This is a genomic window from Parabacteroides gordonii MS-1 = DSM 23371, from assembly GCF_000969825.1.
In the GTDB taxonomy this organism is placed as follows: domain Bacteria; phylum Bacteroidota; class Bacteroidia; order Bacteroidales; family Tannerellaceae; genus Parabacteroides; species Parabacteroides gordonii.
The window spans coordinates 168411-189090 of record NZ_KQ033920.1; the positions used below are offsets into that span (position 1 = coordinate 168411).

The 20680-nt window shown below is 46.4% G+C and carries 15 protein-coding genes; 8 read left to right on the plus strand and 7 right to left on the minus strand.

Translation table 11 applies throughout. The features are described 5' to 3' along the window. The first annotated feature begins 488 nt into the window (after positions 1-488). Complete coding sequence (locus tag HMPREF1536_RS17625; protein ID WP_225608015.1) at positions 489-4145, plus strand: hybrid sensor histidine kinase/response regulator transcription factor; 3657 nt, start codon at positions 489-491, stop codon at positions 4143-4145. Positions 4146-4150: 5 nt separating this feature from the next. Here the strand turns inward: HMPREF1536_RS17625 and HMPREF1536_RS17630 are convergent, their stop codons facing one another. Next, the gene (locus tag HMPREF1536_RS17630; RefSeq protein WP_028726739.1) at positions 4151-4813 is read right to left on the minus strand and encodes a porin family protein; all 663 of its coding nucleotides are present in this window, start codon (positions 4811-4813) and stop codon (positions 4151-4153) included. Beyond that, positions 4810-6591 carry a LysM peptidoglycan-binding domain-containing protein gene (locus HMPREF1536_RS17635; protein WP_028726738.1) on the minus strand — a complete coding sequence of 594 codons (1782 nt, stop codon included), beginning with the start codon at positions 6589-6591 and terminating at the stop codon, positions 4810-4812. Before HMPREF1536_RS17635 ends, HMPREF1536_RS17630 begins: the two co-directional genes overlap by 4 nt. Positions 6592-6672: 81 nt before the next feature. Between HMPREF1536_RS17635 and HMPREF1536_RS17640 the strand changes: the two genes are divergently transcribed. The 7 genes from HMPREF1536_RS17640 to nhaA all read left to right on the plus strand — a co-directional run bounded on the left by HMPREF1536_RS17640 (position 6673) and on the right by nhaA (position 15519). Then, positions 6673-8037 (plus strand): T9SS type B sorting domain-containing protein, encoded by a 1365-nt coding sequence (locus HMPREF1536_RS17640; RefSeq protein ID WP_028726737.1) that lies wholly within the window; start codon positions 6673-6675, stop codon positions 8035-8037. Further along, positions 8018-8989, plus strand: coding sequence for a lytic transglycosylase domain-containing protein (locus HMPREF1536_RS17645; RefSeq protein WP_374938066.1), 972 nt, complete (start codon positions 8018-8020; stop codon positions 8987-8989). The genes HMPREF1536_RS17640 and HMPREF1536_RS17645 overlap by 20 nt, the downstream gene beginning before the upstream one ends. A 19-nt stretch (positions 8990-9008) precedes the next feature. Next, entirely contained in the window at positions 9009-11855 is a 2847-nt protein-coding gene (gene uvrA, locus HMPREF1536_RS17650) for an excinuclease ABC subunit UvrA (RefSeq protein ID WP_028726735.1), read from the plus strand. A 129-nt stretch (positions 11856-11984) separates the two neighbouring features. Continuing rightward, positions 11985-12203, plus strand: a complete 219-nt coding sequence (locus HMPREF1536_RS17655) for a hypothetical protein (RefSeq protein ID WP_028726734.1) — start codon at positions 11985-11987, stop codon at positions 12201-12203. 3 nt (positions 12204-12206) lie between these two features. Further along, positions 12207-12803, plus strand: coding sequence for an IMPACT family protein (locus HMPREF1536_RS17660; RefSeq protein WP_028726733.1), 597 nt, complete (start codon positions 12207-12209; stop codon positions 12801-12803). A gap of 103 nt (positions 12804-12906) precedes the next feature. Further along, positions 12907-14112 carry a cation:proton antiporter family protein gene (locus HMPREF1536_RS17665; RefSeq protein WP_028726732.1) on the plus strand — a complete coding sequence of 402 codons (1206 nt, stop codon included), beginning with the start codon at positions 12907-12909 and terminating at the stop codon, positions 14110-14112. A gap of 60 nt (positions 14113-14172) precedes the next feature. Then, a complete protein-coding gene (nhaA, locus tag HMPREF1536_RS17670) occupies positions 14173-15519 on the plus strand; it encodes a Na+/H+ antiporter NhaA (protein WP_028726731.1) in 1347 nt (448 codons plus the stop codon). Between the two features lie 12 nt (positions 15520-15531). On the opposite strand, the gene HMPREF1536_RS17675 is transcribed toward nhaA, so the two are convergent. The 5 genes from HMPREF1536_RS17675 to HMPREF1536_RS17695 form a co-directional block, all read right to left on the minus strand. Beyond that, positions 15532-15972, minus strand: a complete 441-nt coding sequence (locus HMPREF1536_RS17675; RefSeq protein ID WP_028726730.1) for a Riean_0653 family protein — start codon at positions 15970-15972, stop codon at positions 15532-15534. Positions 15973-16001: 29 nt separating this feature from the next. Beyond that, on the minus strand, positions 16002-16652 hold the full coding sequence (locus HMPREF1536_RS17680) for an outer membrane beta-barrel protein (RefSeq protein WP_044191597.1): 651 nt from the start codon (positions 16650-16652) through the stop codon (positions 16002-16004). A gap of 132 nt (positions 16653-16784) precedes the next feature. Continuing rightward, a complete protein-coding gene (locus tag HMPREF1536_RS17685) occupies positions 16785-18056 on the minus strand; it encodes a hypothetical protein (protein ID WP_028726728.1) in 1272 nt (423 codons plus the stop codon). A gap of 216 nt (positions 18057-18272) precedes the next feature. Next, positions 18273-19340 carry a hypothetical protein gene (locus HMPREF1536_RS17690; RefSeq protein WP_028726727.1) on the minus strand — a complete coding sequence of 356 codons (1068 nt, stop codon included), beginning with the start codon at positions 19338-19340 and terminating at the stop codon, positions 18273-18275. Positions 19341-19360: 20 nt separating this feature from the next. Continuing rightward, positions 19361-20680, minus strand: coding sequence for a hypothetical protein (locus HMPREF1536_RS17695; RefSeq protein ID WP_028726726.1), 1320 nt, complete (start codon positions 20678-20680; stop codon positions 19361-19363).

The window sequence follows — 20680 nt, forward strand, 5'->3', positions numbered from 1 at the left end:
GAATACCTTAGTACGGAATTTGTACAACAACTAATACCCCCCCCTGTTTTATGCTCTTAAATAGGGGGTAATGGTTGGAAATTTATGGTTGAATATCTACCTGTAAACTACCGGACGGTTCTTAACCCATTTTAATGTATTAATATTCAGATAGCTAACTATAAATGGCATGAGTTCTTGCGGAACGATGTTATTAACGTACTAAACAAGCCTTTAAGATGTTAGCTATAACGAAATATATTTATTTGTGTTTTCTGTCTTTTTATTGTTTAACCGTACTACAAGCTGCACCGGAGTACCATTTCAAGCAGATTTCACTCAGGGAAGGATTATCAGAGTCTATGGTTAAATGTGTTTTGACAGACCATAAAGGAATAATCTGGATTGGTACCCATTTGGGGTTGAATAGCTTTGACCGGGAGAAAATAAAGACTTACTATCATGATAAAAAAGATCCCTGTTCTATCCCTGATAATAATATTCATTTTATGGTAGAAGATTCTTTACTTAACCTATGGGTTTCGACAGGACAGGGGATGGCCTTGTATGACCGTGAAAAAGACATCTTCCACCCGGTACTCTTCAATGAAAATCAATTAAAGATCCAGGCTTATGTGTCTGTAAAAGACGGACTCTTGCTTTTTGGGAAAGGTGAGTTTTATAAATATAACTATTCCGACAGGCAAATCGTCTCCTTGCCGATCCATGCTACAGAGGATGCCTGTATCTGGTTTGAAAAAGCGTGTGGCTATCATCAGTCGGACAACCTGATTCTGTTGGCATCCCGTTGGAACGGCTTGTGGGAGTACAATGACAGGACAGGAGCTCTGCGGCGTTCCTCTTTGGTAAAAGACTATCAGATTGCTGCACTGCTGATTGATTCTTCAGATAATCTATGGCTGTCACCCTACGGAAAAGGGCTTGTCGGGTACGACCGCACTAAGAAAGAGATTTGCCGCCTGCATGCTTCCCGGGATTTATCCAATGGGATCATTCTGGATATAAAAGAGCGGGAAGGCAAACTCTGGCTGGCTACAGATGGAGGCGGTATCAATATATATGATAAGGAGAATGGAACCGTAGATGTTATTAATCATGTTCCCGGCAAGTCTTCTTCTCTGCCTGTAAATTCTTTCTGGTGCCTGTATAATGATCCCGATAATAATATGTGGGCGGGTAGTATCAGAGGCGGCCTGATCGGAATGAAGGAGATCTATATGAGGACTTATCAGGATGTATTCCTTAATTCCGCTTATGGTTTGAGTGAGAAAGCCGTTAGCAGTATGTACGAGGATCTGGATAATATGATCTGGTTGGGTACGGATGGGGGAGGTATGAACCGTCTCGATCCTCATACCGGGTTGTTCCGCCATTACCCGTCCACCTATCCGTCGAAAATTGTTTCCATAATCGATTATAATGCGACGGAACTGCTCTATTCTGGCTTCGGAGAGGGGTTGTTCCTACTTAATAAGCAGACCGGAAAGGTGCGGGAATATCCGGTAATTAATACAGATAAACATAACACCTTGTTCAAGTCAGGTAAATCGGTACATCTGTTCCGTCTGGATGAAATGCGTTTTTACCTGTTGGCAGACAGTGTTTATCTGTACGACCAGTCTGCCCGTAAACTGACGACGGTGGATGCGGAGGTGGGTGGAGCGACGTTCTCTTCCCTCAATCTGATAACCAGGGAGAAGAACGTTAGTTATCTGTGGGGAGAAAATGACCTGTTCGTATTGGATCATACGAGGAATAACATACGGGTGCTCCATTCTTTTGCAGACTCGATAGGAGTGATTGCCGCAGCCACCAAAGGTCAGGGCGAAGATATATGGATCGGGACTTCGGTAGGATTGTACCGCTTTCATCCGGAAAAGAAAACGTTGAGCCCTATCGAGAACGACCGTTTCCTCGGTACTACCTCGCTTGGCTTCGACAAATCCGGCCGTTTATGGATCGGAACGCATAACGGGCTATACGCTTATATGCCGGATGACGGTAAAATCATGATGTTCGGCGAGTCTGACGGTGTGTATGCGAACGAATATATTGCTAAACCTCCGCTGATAACCGGAGACGGGGATATCTATATGGCCGGTATGATGGGACTGGTACATATCGAGAACGATCTCCCTTTTCCGGAAAATCCCGATCCCGTAATAGGTCTGCTGGATGTGATACTGAACGGGGCATCTGCCGGTTCGGCGGCAAGCCGGGATGGGAATATGATCTCTGTCCCCTGGAATTATACCTCGTTGATAGCTAAGGTGATTGTCAGGGAGAATGACCTGATGCGGAAGAAGCTGTTCCGCTATTATATAAAAGGTACGCAGGAAGAGATGGTGGAGTCGTCCAACCATACGATCGCGTTTCATGCCTTGTCTGTCGGTAAATACGAAATATGGGTGTCCTGCAGTAAGAAGAACGGGGATTGGAGCGTACCCGTCAAGCTCCTGTCTGTGGAGGTGATGCCGCCCTGGTGGCGTACAAACTGGTTCCTGTTCTGTTGCGTATTGGTGGCGGTGGCCGGCCTGTCCGTCGTTTTCTGGCTTGTTATGAAGAGACAGGAGACAAGGATGATATGGGCGATGAAGGAACATGAACAGAGGACATATGAAGAAAAGATCCGTTTCCTTATCAACCTGAACCATGAGCTTCGTACGCCCCTGACCCTGATCTACTCGCCGCTTAAACGGCTCCTCAATTCGGGAGAGATCGACAACGCCGCCCATAGCAGGCAACTGGAAGATATTCTGAAACAGACCCGCCGCGTGAAAGACATCATCGATATGGTACTGGATGTCCGTAAAATGGAGACCGGGACGGAAACGCTTTCCATCGGATCGCATAAACTGAATGATTGGATACGTGAGGTGGCAGATGCATTCAAAGAGGAGTTGCTTCATAAGAATATTAACCTGGAATATCAGTTGGACGGTTCGGTCGGGGAAGTCCCCTTTGATGCGGCAAAATGTGAGATAGTCCTGTCGAACCTGATAATGAATGCGTTGAAATTCAGTAATGCGAACACTTGTATTACCGTATCTTCCCATTTGGAAGAGGATTATGTGCGTGTCTCCGTTTCCGACCAGGGTATCGGGCTGGATAATGTCGATATAACCCGGCTGTTTGAACGCTTCTACCAGGGTACCCACGACAGGCACGGGACAGGGATCGGTTTGTCTTATGCCCGCTTATTGGTGGAAATGCACGGGGGACGCATCGGGGCGGCAAACAATGCCGGGAAGGGAGCCACATTCTTTTATGAATTACCCTTGAATAATACGACGACATCGATCGTTGCCAGGCCTTACCTGAATGAGCTGTTGGTTTCTTCCGGAGAAAAAAACGATACGGCTGTCGATTTCTCCGTCAGGAAATACTCCGTCCTGGTCGTGGAGGACGAGCCGGAACTGCGGAATTATCTGAAAGTCTCCCTGAAAGAGTCTTTCCGGCAGGTATATGTGGCGGGGGATGGTGTCGAGGGGTTCGATATGGCTATCCGCCATTTGCCGGATATCATCATCAGTGATGTCATGATGCCCCGTATGGATGGTTTTGAGTTTTGCCGGCTGTTGAAGAGTAACCTGGAGGTCAGCCATATCCCGGTCATCCTGCTGACAGCCCGTACCGATCAGGCCAGTACGGTACAGGGATATAAGGAAGGGGCGGACTTTTATCTGCCGAAACCGTTCGACCTGGAGTTCCTTCTTGCCATCGTCCGCAACCTTTTGAAGAACAGGGAAGCTGTCAAACTACGTTATAAAGAGGGTGGGGAGACTGTCTCGCCTAAAGAAGATACGATCAGCAACGCCGATGAACAGTTTGTGAAAAAACTGAACGACCTGATCAGGGAACAGCTGGAAAACCCGGAGCTGGATGTGAACTTTGTAGCTACGCAAATGGCCATGAGCCGGGCCTCGCTATACAATAAGCTGAAAGCACTGACGGGTGTCAGCATCGGCGATTATATCAATAAATTCAGAATGGCCCGTGTGATGGAACTGTTGGCCGATAAGGAACTGAGCCTTCTGGAGATATCCGAAAAGGCCGGGTTTACCAACCAGCGCTATTTCAGTACGGTATTTAAACAGGCCTATGGGACTACACCGTCTAAATACCGTCAGGAGCATTTTTCCTGATGAATTTATTTAATGATAGGCAACAGGTAAATGATACGGGCAGAGATTACCTGGCCGGATGCTTTGCTGAAATGGTCGCTTTTACGGGTGTTGTAGATATCTCCCAACGCATAGTAGTAACGCCCTTCGAGCAGGAAATAACCGATACCTGTGCGTAGCTCGATACCGGGGCCACCGCATAGTCCCCAGTCGAATTTCTTCTGGATAGGCAGATTATGTTGTGTATTGTCACCTGTATTCGGTGATTGACCGTTCAGGTTCTCACTGGTGCTTTCGCCAAAGGCATAGCCCAACTTCGGCCCCAGGTTCACATAGAACTTGAACTTGTTGCTACCGAAATAGATATGTGTGAAGAACGGTATTTCGAAGTAGTTGATCGTGCGGCTGTAGTTATATTTCGGATCGTCGAACTCCTCTTCCCAACCCTGCTGGCTGAAGTTGAGCTCGGTTTGCAGGCCGAGATTCTTTTCCGAGTTCCAGCGCAGTACCAGTCCGCCGTTGTATCCCTGCTTCATCTTGGTCGATACCCTGGGACTAAAGCTGACGGACGAAAAGTTCATACCGAACGAGGCGCCAACCGATACTTCCTGTGGAAATTTACTCTGTGCTTTGCTTCCGGCAATGACAGCCAGGCACAAAGAGGATATGATTAAAATCTTTCTGATCATCTTACTTCGCTGCGTGTTACATTATAGTCGTTCTGGTAGTGAACGATAAATATATTGGTATTGATAAATCCTCCCCAGTTGTTGACCCGTTCGAAGTCGAAGCCTGTCTGTATACCTTTGTAACGGATCTTGCCCAGATTGTTTTCGAAGTTCGCTCCGTATTTCTTGATCGCATCGAAGAAGAACATGCCGGTATCGAAACCTAATATACCATATTTAGGGAAGTAATTGATCAGGCTTTTGCTGTACCAGGTCTTGTATTTCGAATAGAAATCCGAGACTTCGGACGATAGGTTGTCCGCATAGAAGTTACTATATATATAGGTATTCAATGCGAAGAAATCGTCGAGGCATTCGCGGGTGTAGGTCTGCCATTCCGGATAACCGAAAAGGGTGATGTTGTATTCCGGCTTTGCTTCCGAAAGCATACGCAGGGGCGATTTGAATTTGTTCAGCGCTTCCAGCTTGCCGGTAGTCGGGACGACAACGTTTCGTTTGTCCTTGCTCATTGTCGCTTCCAGGTCGGTCGGGAATGTCTCGGCCGAGTAGGTCAGTTCGCGCCAGGCGATGTTCCGCTGTTTCATTTCGGCTTTGAAGGCTTTCATGAAGTCGGCCTTGTCTTCTGTTCCGGGAACGGTCAGCAAAACGATGTTGTCGTTGGCAAACAGGTCGCAACCGGCCTGCGAAGCCTTGGCATACAGGTAGGAATGCGGGGTATTTACCTGGAAGATATTTGCGTTGGATAATACATCGTCGTTTCTGGAAGTGAACGGGATCACGTATTTGATATTGTTCTTTTCTGCAAAGGCGGCTACCGGGGCTATCTGTTCGTTTTGAACGGCTCCGATGATCAGGTTGGCTTCTTTCAGCTTATCGTCTTTCAGTATCTCTTTCAGCTTCTTGGTACCGTTGCCGGTGTCGAATACCGACAGTTCGATGGAACATCCGCTGTTGCGCAGGCTATCGACGGCAAGCAGCATACCTTCGTAATATTCAATGAAGCGGGGAGATTCGTCCGTCATGAACGGCAACAACAGGGCTACCTTGATCATATTCAGTCGCTTGATCTCTTTGGGGGCGGACAAGAGGGCATTCACGTCCCTTTCGTGCATCACCGGAGCGGATTCGGTCACGACGTCTTTTGTCTCTACCGGTATTTTAATGACCATGCCGGCTTTTACCCCGTTCTTCAGTTCCGGGTTCCGTTTGATCAGTTCAGCGCTGGATATATTGAACTTCCGGCAGATGCGGTACATGGTTTCTTTTTTAGCGATCGTATAGTCGATCTCCTTTGTCACGGTCTTTACCTCTTTGGTAGGCAGCGACTCGATAGGAGTGGCCGGGATACGGATCGTTTTGCCGATAGTGAAGGTGGAAGTCGACAGACCGGGGTTTGCTTCGATGATGTCCGGGCCGGGTACAGCATACCGGATAGACAGGGAGTAAAGCGTTTCTTTGGGCTGTATCGTGTGATATAAAAAGTTATCTTCCGTCTTGTCCAATGAAGCGGAGCCTGCATCGCGCTGCGGGATCTTTAGTGTAGACCCGGCTTTGATCGACTCGCGGCTTTCGGGATTCAGGCGATAGATGTCGTCGACAGTTACCCCGTACATGGTAGCGATAGAGTAAACGGTCTGTCCCCGCTCTATGGTATGATAAAATATATTATCATTTAGTTCGTTAGTAGTAATAATCCGTGCTCTGTTGTTTTGTGAATGCAGGGAAACGCAGGCAAAACTCAGGCACAACGTCAATACGTATATACTAATCTTATTCATTTGCTGATTGGAATATTTACCGCAAAGATAGTGTATGTCCGTATAAAATACTAATTTTGGAAGCTAATTAGGTGATAATATATGCAAAGGAATTGTTTAAGAAGAGTGCTCGGGACGCTCTGTTTTCTGTTGTTGGTACTTACAGCACATGCTCAAAAATATACGGTGACAGGGGGGCAAGGGACGCCGCTGCTGGCTTTCGATGAAAGTGCAAATAGCAGTAAGTTTCAGGTTTACCTAGTATATGGTATGGATAATGTTGAAATACGATATACCCCTACATCAAGCTCATATCAGTGGTATCGTTATAAAAATAAAGCCGGAGCCGGAGGTGATGGGGAAAGAATATCTTCCGAACAGGAGGGTGGAACTACTGTTATCCGTAATATCGAAGAAGGATATGGATATTACGTAGTTGAAGATGATAATATGGCGAAAACGGGGGGGTATGTCTGGATTATCGATTATAGTAAATATGCTTTTGATATCACCCGTTTATATGTAGACGCAGAAAGAAGTAATTGTGATTATATGGCTTTAGGCGCAACCGCTGATATGAAAGATATGAAATACTATACTCCATCAGGTTCTTCCAAGATATTGGATCGGGAGTTTGATATTACTTATCAGACAATGAAACTAATGGGAGAGGATGATATTTATACAACGGTGACTGTCGATACGATTATTGATCCTTTCAAGAAAGTACTTCCTCCTCCGCTTTGTGATACCGATGTTACGTTGAAAGGCGATCTGTTTGCCCGTCATTTCGGAATGGAGAAAGTTATAACGAGTGATGTCTACCAAGCGGTAGCCGTAGATGCAGTGGTGAAGATAGACACTGTGTCATACGCAAGCGATGTTCCTAACCTTGTAGTGAAGGGAGACAGCTTATCGGCTCCTGTCGAGTTTAACTTTACGGCAATAGCCAATACTCCGGTAGCGGCTGTGTTCAAATGGACTATCTCCCAGAAGAATGAAGGCGGAAAAAATACGCCGCTGTCCACTTCTCCTAATGAAGATGTTAATTATGTATTCAACCAGAATGGCACCTATTTTGTTGATTTAGAAATATCAGACCGTACGTTGGCATGTACATGGAAGCTGGAAGAACCGATTACCATAAACATTTCAGACACATATATCGATGTCCCGAATGCATTCTCTCCCGGTACGACTCCCGGCATAAACGACGAGTTCAGAGTGGCTTACCGCTCCCTTACCCGTTTCAAATGCTGGATATTCAACCGATGGGGGGCTGAAATATATTACTGGACAGACCCGTCGAAGGGCTGGGACGGTAAGAAAGGAGGGAAGTATGTTGCTCCCGGTGTTTATTTTTACGTGATAGAGGCGACCGGCTCGGACGGTAAGTCAATAAAGAAAAAAGGTTCAATTAACATTCTTAGATCAAAACGAATTGATGATGAAATTATCGAGGAATAGTATATTTAGTTTTTTATCGGGAGGCCTGGTTTGCCTGACGGCTTGCCTTTCGATCAGTTCAAGTGACTCTGAAAAAGTTTTGGAGGGAAAGCCGGTCGTTATGGCGATGACGGCTTCACCGGATATCCCTTCGTCCGTTGTCTTTTGTGGAGAGCCGATAGACCTCACCCGCTACAATATGCGTGAGGGGTTCGATCGTGAATTAAGTAGCTTTACTTATTTCCATTCGACTACGATGCTCCTGATCAAACGTGCCAACCGTTACTTTCCGGTTATCGAACCGATACTGAAAGCCAACGGTATCCCTGACGATTTTAAATACCTGGCCGTGATAGAGAGCCATCTCGATCCTCGGGTATCTTCTCCTGCACGTGCAGTCGGGATGTGGCAATTCATGGAAGCGACAGGTAAGCAGTACGGTCTGGCAATTACTCCGACCGTCGACGAACGCTGCCACGTAGCCAAGGCGACCGAAGCCGCCTGCAAGTACCTGAAAGCGGCGCATGCCAAGTATGGCGACTGGGCCAATGTAGCCGCCTCTTACAACGCAGGCATGGGGCGTATCTCCGGCGAATTGACCAAACAGACTGCCGACAGTACCTTCGACCTCTGGCTGGTAGAAGAAACGAGCCGTTACGTATATCGTATCATGGCAATCAAACAGATATTCGAGAATCCGTATAAATATGGCTTTGTGCTTCGTGCCGAAGACCTGTACAAGCCGATCGCGTGTGAAGACGTAGCCGTATCGTCCGATATCCAGGACTTATCCGACTTCGCACAGAAGAACGGGATCACCTATGCCGACCTGAAGCGTTTCAACCCCTGGTTGCGCGACCGTAAGTTGCAGACCCTGGGCAAGACCTATACGCTCCAGATCCCCAAACAAAACGAAATGTATTACAAAACTCCCAACACCTATGTACATTATTCGGGTTGGGTGGTAAGATAAAACGCCGATAGTAAAGAGTATGAACGATAAGAATGCACTGGAGGGCGGGCGTATTTCCGTTTTAGGCGCCCGTGTCCATAATTTAAAGAATATAGATGTAGAGATACCGAGAAACAAACTCACCGTGATAACCGGGATGAGCGGTAGCGGAAAGTCGTCGCTGGCTTTCGATACGATTTTCGCGGAAGGACAGCGCCGTTACGTGGAGACATTCTCTGCTTATGCGCGTAACTTCCTCGGGAATATGGAACGTCCCGATGTGGATAAGATCACAGGCCTGAGCCCGGTTATCTCCATCGAACAGAAAACGACGAACAAAAACCCCCGTTCGACTGTCGGTACCACTACCGAGGTATACGACTTCCTCCGTCTGCTTTATGCCCGGGCGGGAGAGGCCTATTCGTACCTGAGCGGCGAGAAGATGGTAAAATATACGGAGGAGAAGATACTCAACCTGATCCTCGAACATTACAGCGGAAAGAAAACCTACCTGCTGGCTCCGCTGGTTCGTAACCGTAAGGGGCATTATAAGGAACTGTTCGAGCAGGTGCGTAAGAAAGGCTATCTGAATGTCCGCGTCGACGGCGAGCTGAAAGAGATTTTCCACGGGATGAAGCTCGACCGTTACAAGATGCACAGTATCGAGGTGGTGATCGACAAAATGGTTGTCTCCGCCTCCGATGAGCGACGCCTGAAGGAAAGCCTGCGTGTCGCCATGAAGCAGGGGGATGGCCTGGTGCTGATCCTGGATGCCGATACGGACGAAGTGCGCCACTACAGCCGCCAGTTGATGGATCCGGCCACCGGCTTGTCTTACAGCGAACCGGCTCCCCACAATTTCTCCTTCAACTCCCCGCAGGGAGCTTGTCCGAAGTGTAAAGGTCTGGGACAGGTGAACCTGCTTGATATGGAAAAGATCGTGCCCGACCCTTCCCTCAGTATCTACAACGGAGGGATAGTAGCCCTTGGAAAATATAAGAATTCATTGATCTTCTGGCAGATCGAAGCCCTGTGCGAAAAGCATGGCGTGACGATCAAGACACCGATCAAGGATGTACCGGAAGAAGCGATGGACGAGATCATGAACGGGACGGACGAACGCCTGCAGATCAAGAATGAATCGCTCGGTTCTTCCAATTACTTCCTTTCTTACGAGGGGGTTGCCAAATACATTCTGATGCAGCAGGAAAGCGAGGCTTCTGCTTCCGCCCAGAAATGGGCAGGCCAGTTCATCAAAATGACTACTTGTCCCGAATGCAACGGCCAGCGTCTCAACAAGGAAGCGTTGCATTACCGGATTGCCGGCAAGAATATCGCCGAACTGTCTGCTATGGATATTGCCGAACTGTATGAATGGCTGGACGGAGTGGAAGCGAAGCTCGACCAGAAACAGATACAGATCGCTACCGAGATATTGAAAGAGATCCGTTCGCGTCTGAAGTTCCTGCTCGATGTGGGACTGGATTACCTTTCGTTGAACCGTGCGTCGGCAAGCCTTTCCGGTGGAGAGAGCCAGCGTATCCGCCTGGCTACCCAGATTGGCAGCCAGTTGGTCAATGTGCTCTATATCCTGGATGAGCCGAGTATCGGCTTGCACCAGCGCGATAATGTCCGCCTGATCAATTCGCTGAAGGAACTGCGCGATACCGGCAACTCGGTCGTCGTAGTGGAACACGATAAAGATATGATGCTGAATGCCGACTCTGTGGTCGACATGGGGCCGAAAGCCGGCCGCCTGGGAGGAGAGGTCGTTTACGAAGGAACGCCCCAGGATATGCTGAAAGTAAATACGTTGACCTCTGCCTACCTGAACGGGGAGACAGAGATCGCGATCCCTACCGAACGCCGGCAGGGAAACGGTAAGTTCATCACGATAAAAGGTGCCAGCGGGAACAATCTGAAGAAAGTGGACGTCACCTTCCCTCTGGGGACGCTGATCTGTGTGACCGGTGTGTCCGGCAGCGGGAAATCGACCCTGATCAACCGTACCCTGCAACCGATCCTGAGCCAGCATTTTTATCGCTCGCTGGAAGATCCGTTGCCTTATAAGTCGATCGAAGGGATCGACAATGTGGATAAGATCGTCAATGTCGACCAGTCGCCTATCGGGCGTTCGCCGCGAAGCAATCCGGCCACCTATACGGGAGTCTTTTCCGATATCCGTAACCTTTTTGTCGATCTTCCAGAATCGAAGGTGAGGGGCTATAAACCCGGGCGTTTCTCGTTCAATGTCTCCGGCGGACGCTGTGAAACCTGCAAGGGTAACGGGTACAAGACGATAGAAATGAATTTCCTTCCTGATGTATTGGTTCCCTGCGAAGACTGTCATGGCAAGCGGTATAACCGCGAAACCCTGGAAGTCCGTTTCCGCGGTAAATCCATCGCAGACGTACTGGATATGACGATCAACATGGCTGTGGAGTTCTTCGAGAATATCCCGACCATCCTGTCGAAGATCAAAGTCCTGCAGGACGTAGGGCTGGGTTATATCAAACTCGGACAACCTTCCACTACCTTATCCGGTGGAGAAAGCCAGCGTGTGAAGCTGGCAACCGAACTGGCTAAGAAGGATACCGGTAATACATTATATGTACTGGACGAACCGACTACCGGACTTCATTTCGAAGATATCCGTGTCCTGCTGGGCGTCCTCAACAAACTGGTCGAGAAGGGCAACACCATCATCGTGATCGAGCATAACCTCGACGTAATCAAATGTGCCGACTACCTGATCGACATGGGCCCCGAAGGCGGCCGTAAAGGCGGCCAGCTCTTATTCGCCGGTACGCCCGAGGAAATGGTAAAGAAAAAATCAAAGAGCTATACGGCTCCGTTCCTGAAGGAGGAGCTGAAGGCGGCGAAATAGGTTAGTAGTGCTACGAACAGTCACTTAGTAGTGCTACTCTACCTGTCTTAGTAGTGTTGTTAACCCGGCATAGGTAACCTGGCCGGACAAGTGTGTGGAAAATAATTTAATTAATAAAGAAATTAGAGAATGAAGAACCCTATCCAAATGATCAAGCAATGCGTGGAAAAGGAAGAACCCTATTTCCTGCTGCGCGGACAAGATATATGTGCTTTGGCTGCCATTGAAACATACTATGCCGAAGTAAAGAAGAATGTTAAAGATCCTTACTTTATCGAGGAGATCGAAGAGATAATGAAAGACTTCCGGGCTTTCCGGGAAGAACAGCAAACCCATATTCCGGATTGATCGATGGCAGACGACAGTTACAGAACCATTCAGCAAGTAGCCGAGGGCTATTACACGGAAAAGCGTAGCCGCTTTATCTCGTATGCCATCCCCGTGCGTACGGTAGAAGAGGTGAAAGAGGAACTGGATAAATACCGGAAACAATATTACGATGCCCGCCATGTCTGCTGGGCTTATATGCTGGGAGCCGACCGGCAAACTTTCCGGGCAAACGACGACGGGGAACCGTCTTCTACGGCCGGTAAACCGATCCTGGGACAGATCAATTCCAATGAGTTAACGGATATCCTGATTATCGTTGTCCGTTATTTCGGAGGGATCGAGTTGGGCACCAGCGGCCTGATCGTCGCATACCGCACCGCTGCCGCCGAAGCGATTGCCGCTGCCGAGATCGAGGAACGCACGGTCGACGAAGACATTACAGTTGCGTTCGAATACCCCTATCTGAACGGGATTATGCGGATAGTGAAAGAAGACAACCCTCAGATTGTGTCACAAAAGTTTGAAATGGACTGTGAAATGACCTTGCGCATCCGGAAGGGAGAAGCCGAACGGCTTAAGAACCGATTATTGAAAGTGGAGTCGGCCTATCTCAAGTAAATTATTAATAATCTGAAACATGGGTTATCGGCTATTTTCGATTTGAGAGGATTTGCTTATTTTTGTTCTCTCAAAATCTAAACAAAAAATAGCTGATAGAATAATGAGGAAGATCCTTTTATTTTCTTTTTTCTTGGTGATTGGTCTGGTCGTGTCGCAATTTCTTCCTACACTGGTAGGAGAGAGTTATTCGATGGTGAAGACAGTATCCAATACACTATTGTATGTGTGTCTGGCCTTTATTATGATTAACGTAGGCCGGGAGTTTGAAATGGACAAGACCCGTTGGAAATCTTATACGGAGGATTACTTTATCGCAATGGCTACCGCAGCCTTTCCCTGGATATTTGTTGCATTGTATTATATGTTCGTGCTGTTGCCCGACATCTACTGGTCGAGCGGGGAGGCCTGGAAAGAGAACTTGTTGTTAAGCCGTTTTGCTGCGCCTACTTCCGCCGGGATCTTGTTTACTATGCTTGCCGCCGCCGGGTTAAAAGCATCGTGGGTCTATAAAAAGGTACAGGTATTGGCCATCTTCGACGACCTCGATACTATTTTGCTGATGATCCCGCTTCAGATCATGATGGTGGGAATGCGTTGGCAGCTGGGTGTTATTATCCTGATCGTGATGGTATTGCTTACGCTCGGATGGAAGAAGATGGGGTCTTATAACATGCGTCAGGACTGGAAGGCTATCCTGCTCTATGCGGTAATTACGCTGGCGATTACGCAGGGTGTCTACCTCGTGTCCAAGCATTTTTACGGCGAAGAGGCCAGCATCCATATCGAAGTGCTGCTGCCGGCATTTGTCCTGGGTATGATTATGAAACATAAGCATATCGACACCAAAGTGGAGCACAATGTAGCTACTGCGATATCTTTCCTGTTCATGTTCCTGGTGGGAGTCAGTATGCCGGTGTTCTTTGGCGTCGACTTTGCTAAGCAATCGGCCGAAGCTGCAACGATTACGGGAGCACAGCCGATGATGTCGTGGCCGATGATCCTGCTGCACGTTCTGGTTGTTTCTTTCCTGTCGAATATCGGAAAGCTATTCCCGCTGTTCTTTTACCGTGACAGACGCAAACGTGAACGTTTGGCCTTGTCGATCGGTATGTTTACACGCGGTGAAGTAGGAGCAGGGATTATATTTATAGCCCTTGGTTATAATTTAGGTGGGCCTGCACTGATGATTTCTGTGCTTACTATTGTGTTTAATTTAATTTTAACTGGTATATTTGTCGTCTGGGTGGAGAAACTTACCCGCAGTGCCTATCAGCTTGAGATGGCTGAGAAGCAGCTCGAAAAATAACAGTTAGGAATATAACCGGAGACAGGCCAGCAAGCTGTCTCCGCAAACTTTAAACACATAATGGATCGTACTATTAATGTTATCCTGAAACCATTGCGCCGATTCGCTACACAGAAGTCGAGTGCCAGTTTTTTATTGTTTATGGCCACTATTCTGGCTATGTTACTGGCAAACTCGCCCTGGGCGAATGCTTATCATCACATCTTATCTTATCCTATAGACCTTCAGATCGGTAAATTCAATCTGTTTGCCCATCACGGGGAACCGATGCCTATGTTGGCCTTCGTGAATGATGCCCTGATGGCTGTATTCTTTTTTGTGATAGGGTTGGAGATCAAGCAAGAGGTACTGATAGGTGAACTTAGTTCGATGCGTAAGGCGATCCTTCCGGTCATAGCCGCTTGCGGTGGGATGATCGTGCCGGTTCTTTTCTATATCCTCGTTTGTAATACTTCTCCGGAGATACGTGGTGCTGCTATTCCGATGGCTACCGATATCGCTTTTGCCCTTGCTGTTTTGGGGCTGTTGGGTAAACGGGTACCTCTGGGTATGCGTATTTTCCTGACGGCACTGGCGGTTGTCGACGATATTGGCGGTATAATTATTATTGCCTTGTTTTATAGCGGTGATATTGCCTATCAACCTCTGCTCATTTCGTTGGCGTTGCTGGCATTATTATATGTAGGAGGGAAGATGCGGATCAATAATAACCTGTTTTATTATGTGGTCGGTTTCTTTGTATGGGTGTTGTTCCTGGAGTCGGGTATTCATCCGACCATTGCGGGGGTATTGGTGGCATTCACCGTTCCTGCCCGCCCGAAGATTAACCTGGATGATTTTACTTGTGATATGACCGGCTATCTGAATATGCTGGATTATACGGAGGTACGCCAGTCCAAGAAAGCGGCGGTGCTGACACCGACACAGATACAGGTGCTGAATAATATACATTCGCTGGCCGATAAAACGATCAGTCCGTTGCAGAGTATTGCCGACAAACTGCATCCTTTGGTCAACTACCTGATCCTTCCGTTGTTTGCGTTTGTCAATGCCGGTGTTACGTTCGGGGATATCCAGCCGGCGTCGTTAGTTAATGTTCCGTTGGCTGTCCTTGCCGGTCTGTTTATCGGAAAGACACTGGGTATTTTCTCTTTCACTTATCTTTTTGCCCGTACGAGCATAGGCTCTTTACCGACAGGAATGACCCGTATGAATTTATTCGGCGTGTCGATGCTGGGCGGTATTGGATTTACGGTAGCCCTGTTTATCGCCAACCTCTCATTTGCAGGCATGGGCGATGCAGGTATCGACTTGCTGAACCAGGCAAAACTGGGTGTCTTTGCCGGCTCATTCATCTCCGGCCTTTGCGGCTACCTGATTTTGAAGAAAGTGCTGCCGAAAGAGTAGTGGGGAATCTTTTTACTTACTGTAGTGCACATCAAACCGTCCGAAAGTGACACGCTCGCCTTCAAATCGTCCGCTGATGATTTGCGCGGTGCTGTCAAAGCGGGTGATAAAGACTTTTCCGTCTGATAGAGCTTCGTCGCCCCATGTAAATTGGGTATAAGGAATTTCTTTGTTCTCTTCCGGATTATCCAGACAGAAGCTGATGGCCATGTCTGCTTTCACCCATACATTTACCTGCATGGTTTTATTGTAGGAGATATAGTCGAAGTTGATAGAAGGCTGGGTGAGCAGGCTATATCTGCCGCCAACGTATAACCAACCGTCTACCAGGCATCCGAAAGTATCAGCACCGATCGTAGTTTCTTCCGGCATCACGGTGATATCTACTGATTCATCTTCCGTACAGGAGAAAAGAAAAGGAATGAGGCATAAGAGAAATATATACTTTTTCATGATGTGACGAATTTAATGATTGCTTTTACTTAAAAATGATAACCCAGACCGAGTGATATGTTTAACCTGGAAACGTTCAGCCGTTCTTCCGACGGGAACCTGACCAGAACCGTTTCTCCGTGATATTTCGAATTTACTTTCCTGAGATTAGTCAGTATATACTGTAGATCGGCAGAGATACCCCAATGAGAAGATAGCATATATTCAGCATTAACTCCAATATTTCCGGCAATGCGTCCACCGGTTACCCGGCGATCTTTTTCATATACCGTACTGTTGTTTCTATATCGCAGATAACCGGTTCCTGCACTCAGGCGTATATTCATCCGTTCGCTGTTTAAACAATACAAAGCGAATTGCGGTGCTATATAATGTGTATATACATGGTCAGAACTATGTTCTAACGAACCTTTTGAACTGTATCCGGAGTACAGCAAACCAAAACCGATCATCTTCTTAAAATGCCAATGGTATTGTGCATCCCAGGAAATGCCCGAACAGAGGTCACGCTCATAACTATGGGCTGAATTTGTCAAACCGGCTGTTCCGCTCAACATATTGGCATATCCCGTATGCAGGGATATGGAGTGCGGATTGTTTACCGGGTTTTCGGCATATGAAGGCCAGGAGATTAGTGATATGCAGAAGAAAGTCAGATAGAGTAACTCTTTTGGTTTCATAAGAATTAGAATTTATATATTGCACAAATATATAAAAGATTATTGTTTGATTAGGCATGGAATTGAGGTAAAAAGAAACGGCACCAACTTCGTAATGAGCTGGCGCCGTTGTTTTTATGGATATAAGACGGATTATTGCATACGACGGATTTTGCCGTAATCGAAGTTATCGTCCAGATATTCATCTTCAGTGAATTTGTATCCCTGAGGCCCCCAGTTACCCATAGCGAGCATGGCAATCATTGTCATTGGATTAAAGTTGGTCATATCTCCACCTGCTGCTTCCAATGGAATGGATACCATCTGTTTGCGCATGGAGTGGCCATAATTCTCATTGATCACCATATTGCGATATAAAGCAAGCACTCCGTTACCTTGTTCTTTACGATCCCAGGCCAGCACATAAGTTCCATCATTAGCATTTGCCTTAGCCAGAATATTAGTTAGTTTAGGAGAGTTCTTATCAGCGATGATAAAGGTCACGAAACCTTTCTTGTCTACTTTCTGTAACTTTTCATCATAGACTGAGATATAAGAATAAGACTCGGAAGAACCTAAGCAGACAGACCAGTAACGTACGTCGGCAGTAGGATATTCACTCACACTCTTCGGTGCTGTAGGCGGTATGAAACTGAAAGTGGCAACTTCGCCTTCCTTCAGATTAATACGGGTGAATAAATATTCGGCCGGACTGTTCGGATACATCAGGTTCAGTGGAGCACGCATGAAAGGAAGCGGTTTAGCATCAGAAGAAAAGTCCATAGAAGGCAATTGCAATGACTCATGGATATTACATTTCTCGCGTTTCGGGAAACTTACTTCCTTACCGGTAGTTACATCGAAAGCCTGAATTTCCGGCATTTCTACACCACCATATTCGTCACCGCTATATTGTTTTGCCAGATAAAGACGCATAAACGTAGAAACCATATTCAGCGTATCCGGAAATTCACACACATTCTTCATAGAAGCACGCATGCTTGTCGGAGTACTTTTGGGAATGATATAAATGGTATAGCCATTCGATCCATAATCAGCAGTCTCTTTAACATAAGGATTGACAGAACTGTCGTCCGGTTGTACATTCACATCTTCGATACTGGATACATCGATTTGTGTTTCATCATTATATACAGTGAAGTTAAAGAAACGTGCCTTTGGAAATTTCCCGGTCAGACGCAAACCGATGTTTGGATTATCTTTATAAGAATAGGTATATTCCCAATAATCGGCAAAAATGTCAGGGAAAGCCAATAGAGATTGGTCGTCTCCGCGGAGTGTTTTTCCCCATTGTTCTTTTGGCGCGGGATTTGGTTCCGGAGCGTTGTTGTCGTTGTCGTCATCACATGCAGTGAACAGCCCAAAAGCAAAGGCTATAGCTGCCAGGTAAAAAGTCTTTTTCATCTTTTTTGTTTATTAATTTTTTAACGGGGGACAAAAGTAACTGAATAAATATACCGGAACGAATCTTGCGTAAAGATGGAATGTCGATTATTAAATTTGGAATATAGATAGTTGAGGTTTACTGTCAAAATACGGCCAGCCACCGAAAATACGGAGGTGTAGATTTCTGTAGAAGATACCTCTTACCTTTTTCGTAAGAGATATCTTTATTGTGCGTTATAGTTGGTTTTCGTAATCGAAAGAAGAGATTAGTTCGATTAGTTTGTTTTCTGCTTTCTTTAGGGCATCCACGGAACCTATCGAGCCGGCAATATAACTATTGGCAATTGGAGTGATGAAAATATCGGCATGGGCGGTTTCATCTATTACAGGTTTGGCATCCGGCCTTTCGGTGTTGTCTTTCAAGTCACCGCGAATGGCATATGCTATTTGATTGGCATCATTGCTGATGGCTATGGCCACTGTCTCCATTAAGCTGAAGGTTCGCGCCTGATTGGATGTGATACGCCAGTTGATAATCGCTTTTGCGAGTGCTGGAATTATTTCTTCCCTTTTCTCTTTAGGACAGATCAGGCAGTTCCCGAAAATGTTTTTGCCTTCGATCCATCCCTCTTTCCTGAGTTTGGCTTCGATTTCGGGATAAAGTTCCGGTTCAAGTTTATTGGTGGAAACACAGAACAATGTCCTCAGATCGATGGCGATGTCATAAACAAAAAGACCGGATGCCCTGGTTTGATCCTGTATGAAAGCCCGGTTGGGAAGAGACCTGCTATTGGTTGTCAGCCATTCATCCAATTCTTCTTTACTTAGTTCGCCACCTCTTTTTTTGTTTTCCATCCAATAGACCTTGACAGTGTGGTGTTCCGGATGTGATGTCCTGTCGAAGGTGATATTTTCAGTCGGCGACTCGATACCGCCCAATAAAGGATGAAGCGGTCGCATGGCCGAAACAGATAAGGGGCTGCGACGCTTTACCGTCATACTGCCGCTTTCTGCTTTCATATATCCACCCAATAGTTGATCCGTAAAAGAAGGATCGCACGGAGAGTGGGGCTCTTTCTGGTTTGCCTTATTTTCTTTTTTGTCGATTTCCCAGTTGAATGTTATTGCTGCGAAAGGCATATTCAACGCCTCTATAACGGAGCGTTTTACCTGCTGGCCGCTGGAATAAGCCATTCTTCTGCCGAACTGAGGATCGAAATAGTATTTCTGTCCGTCATTTACGCCGAATACTGTATGCTCTGCATGGCGAAGGCCACGTAAATAGATAAAAGGATTGTCCATAACTGTGGGTATTAGGTTGTTTAATTTTTTGATTTCCAATAAGTATATTCAAAGTCTATCAGTGTCATGAATAGAGGAAAAGAGTCTTTAGGTATGTAATAAGCCTCTACAAAAGCTTTTCTGAACACTTCGTTGTCAGAAGATTCATATTCCATTATTTCTTTGAGCTTCTGCCCGAACACTTCTATTTTATTTGACTTCCTAACCTCTTTCGACAGGTTCGAATAAACCGTTTTGCCTTTCTCCGCTGTCCGTTCAAACTCTATCAGGGCCTTTGCTACCGCGGTTGCCAGCTCCAGTAATTCTGTTTTGTTTATCATAGCAATAATCCAGATTTTATATAGTTCATAATTAATATACGATTCCTCATTGTTGAATTTGTATTCTTTCCCTTGCGCGTAAGGCATGGAGCCTATGGGGAAATATTGTCTCAGCTTATCCGGTTCAATCGCTTTTAGTCCGATGGTACCCAGTCTACAGGCTGATTTGAAGTTGTAGTAGGTGTTAAACGACTCTATTTCTTCATCAGACAGGATACTTTGCTTTCCGTCGAAAAATAGTTTATCCCTGAAATCGAACAAAGAGTGGACTTCGGGGAGATAGAGATTGATAAACCCCAGCGTTGTGTTTGTCTGGGATAGATTATAAGAATAAGCAGTTATTACCTTATCGGGGTATTTCTTGGATAAAGCCATGATGATCTCGAGCCAGGGCTTGGTCGGTATGGCGAGATTACCCATCGATTCGGTAAGCATAATATGAAAGCTTTTGTACGGAGTTAGATCATTATAGAACTTCCGGCACCAATGGGATAACCAATGTCCGTTCCATGTTTCGATCTGTTTGTCTTTGACATTGGGTGTTTGATTCAGATACTTCCTATAGTATTTCCAACCGCAAAACAGTTGCCATAAAATGTCAGGTTCGTCCAGCAAGATGGCAAAACCTCCGCTTACCCCAATGGCAAGCGCTTCGCCGATCCAGGAGGCATACATCTCGTTTCTATCGATAAAGGTTTGTACTTCGGATATCTGTCCGGAGGTTGTTCCTTCTATATCTTTTGCCGCATATCCGACAAAGATCGACATGTTCGGTTCGTCGCCGGCTATGGCCGTTTTCAGATTATTATATTGGGCGAGCGGCTTACTGCCATATTTTTTTACATCTTCTTCTCTCGGCTTTTGGAAAAAAGGAGAATTGCTGACATGTATCAGATGCCTTTCGTCATTGAAAAACAAATTGAAGAATATCCGGTCAAAGAACTCCTCTGCGGATATATCCGTATGCATCTTCTCATTATATATCTTCAGGAACTTTTTACCGATGTAGCTTGTATACAT